This is a genomic window from Novosphingobium sp. 11B, from assembly GCF_054589055.1.
On the sequence record NZ_BAAILP010000225.1, the window covers coordinates 1 to 2,509 of the forward strand.

The window sequence follows — 2,509 nt, forward strand, 5'->3', positions numbered from 1 at the left end:
CGGACTTGATCCGGGACCGCTGGCCATGAACAGCCCACTTCGCTGCACGCGCTGCAAGCTCTCACCTAAAGACAGCCACCGGTCCCGGATCAAGTCCGGGACGACGGCAGGTTACCCTGCGGCGTAAGCCTCCAGCCGCTCGACATGCCGTGCGACCACCTCCGGCGGCAGGAAAGAGCCGGTGAAGCTGTTGCGCGCCAGCGTCACCAGGTCATCGCGCGAAAGGCCACGCGCCTCGGCGACGGCCCGGTAGTTGTCGGCCACGTAGCCGCCGAAATAGGCCGGATCGTCGGAATTCACCGTAGCTTTCAAGCCCTCCGCCAGCATGCGGTCGAGCGGGTGATCGGCAAGGTCCTTCACCACGCAGAGCTTGAGATTCGACAGCGGGCAGACGGTCAGCGTCATTCCCTCGGCCGCGAGGCGCGCAACCAGCGCTTCGTCCTCCAGCGCGCGGTTGCCGTGGTCGATGCGGTCGACGCCAAGCAGGTCCAGCGCCTCGTGGACGTAGGCGGGCGGGCCTTCCTCCCCGGCATGGGCGGTGATCTTCAGGCCCTTTTCGCGCGCCGCCGCGAAGACGCGGGCAAACTTGGCGGGCGGGTGGCCGACTTCCGAACTGTCGAGCCCCACCGCCGTGATCCTGCCCAGCCAGGGCTCGGCCATCTCCAGAGTGGCGAAGGCGGCCTCTTCCGGCAAATGGCGCAGGAACGAGAGAATAAGCTGCGACGTCAGGCCGAATTCGGCCTCGGCCGCCGCCATTGCCGACAACAGGCCCTCGATCACTTCGGCAAAGGGAATGCCGCGATCGGTGTGGGTCTGCGGATCGAACATGATCTCCGCATGGACAACGCCGTCCGCCGCAGCGCGCGTGAAGTACGCCATCGCGAGGTCATGGAAATCCGCGCGGGTGCGCAACACGTCGGCGCCCGCGTAATAGATGTCGAGAAAATCCTGCAGGTTCGAGAAGTCGTAGGCGGCGCGCACCTCCTCCACCGAGGCGTAAGGAATGGCGACATTGTTGCGCTGCGCCAGCGCGAACATCAGTTCGGGCTCGAGGCTGCCTTCGATGTGGAGGTGCAATTCGGCCTTGGGAAGGCCGGCGATGAACTGGGCAAGATCGGTCATGGTGTCCTTTTGTACGCGCATTCGCCCAGCAGGTAAGTACGGGAAATGGCGCGCTCGTCGCCGAGGATCTGGAGTGCGAAGAGCCGCGTGGCAAGGTCCGCGCCTTCTGTCCGTCGCTCCATCAGCGGCGTGGCGGCGCTGTCGAGCACGACGAAGTCGGCTTCCTGCCCCACTTCCAGCGCCCCCACGCGATCGGCGATGTGCAGCAGCGAGGCGCTTCCCGCCGTGGCGAGATAGAGCGCGCGGAACGGATCGAGCCGGTCCTCGCGGGCCAGCGCGGCCTGGTAGGCGAGGCCCGCCGTGCGCAGCATCGAGAACGACGTCCCCGCCCCGACGTCGGTGCCCAGGCCCAGCCGCAGCGCGTGCCGGTCCGCCTGTCCGAAGTTGAAGTGTCCGGACCCAAGGAACAGGTTGGACGAAGGGCAGACCGCCACGCCCGCGCCGCTCTCGTGCAGGCGCGAGCAGGCCCGGTCGGACAAGTGGATACCGTGTGCGAAGACCGAACGCGGCGTGACCAGTCCGAAGCGGTCGTAAGCATCGAGGTAGTCGGCGCTGTCTGGGAACCGCGCGGCCACGGCGGCGACTTCGTGGACGTTCTCCGACAAGTGCGTGTGCATCAGCACGTCGGGATGCTTGGCCAGAAGCGCGCCTGCGTCGGCCAGCTGCGCATCGCTGGAGGCGAGCGCGAAACGCGGGGTCACCGCGTAGCCCAGTCTGCCCCGCCCGCGCCAGCGCCGGATCAGCGCCTCGGTTTCGGCCCGTCCCGAAGCGACGGTATCCTGCAGGCCCTCGGGGCCGAGGTCCATCAGCACCTTGCCGGAAACGATGCGCATTCGCCGCGCCAGCGCGGCCTCGAACAGGGCATCGACCGACTGTTCGTGGACGGTTGGATAGACCAGCGCGCTGGTGGTTCCGTTGCGCAGCAGTTCGTCGAGGAAGAACGCCGCCACGGCATCGGCGTGGGTCTTGTCCGCGAACGCCTTTTCCGCCGGGAAGATGTGCTTGTCGAGCCAGTCGAGAAGCTGTTCCCCGTAGGAGGCGATGCGGTCGGTCTGGGGGTAATGGACGTGCGCGTCGATGAAGCCAGGAACGACGAGGCCGGGCAGCATTTCGGCATCGGGATACTTGTCCGCGAGGTCCGGGTAAGCGCCGCGCGCGATGACCACGCCATCCTCGACGACGAGCAGGCCGTCGGGTTCATGGCGCACGGCATCGGGCGCGTCATGCGGGACCGAGAGCAGTTCGGCGCGATAGGCGCGGATCATGCGCGCGTCGTCCCGGATGTGATCCGGGACCGCTGGCCGTGAACAGCCCACTTTTCGGCCAGGCGCCTTGCCGATGCTTCGCGCCCAAGGACTGCCACCGGTCCCGGATCACGTCCGGGACG

The 2,509-nt window shown here is 67.3% G+C and carries 2 protein-coding genes; both read right to left on the bottom strand.

What is annotated here, in order from left to right; translation table 11 throughout:
• Window positions 1-111: 111 nt before the first annotated feature.
• Window positions 112-1,122, bottom strand: coding sequence for an adenosine deaminase (locus tag ACYPYD_RS20225; protein WP_459665110.1), 1,011 nt, complete (start codon window positions 1,120-1,122; stop codon window positions 112-114).
• The gene (gene guaD, locus ACYPYD_RS20230) at window positions 1,119-2,387 is read right to left on the bottom strand and encodes a guanine deaminase (RefSeq protein ID WP_459665111.1); all 1,269 of its coding nucleotides are present in this window, start codon (window positions 2,385-2,387) and stop codon (window positions 1,119-1,121) included. The genes ACYPYD_RS20225 and guaD overlap by 4 nt, the downstream gene beginning before the upstream one ends.
• Between the last annotated feature and the right edge of the window lie 122 nt (window positions 2,388-2,509).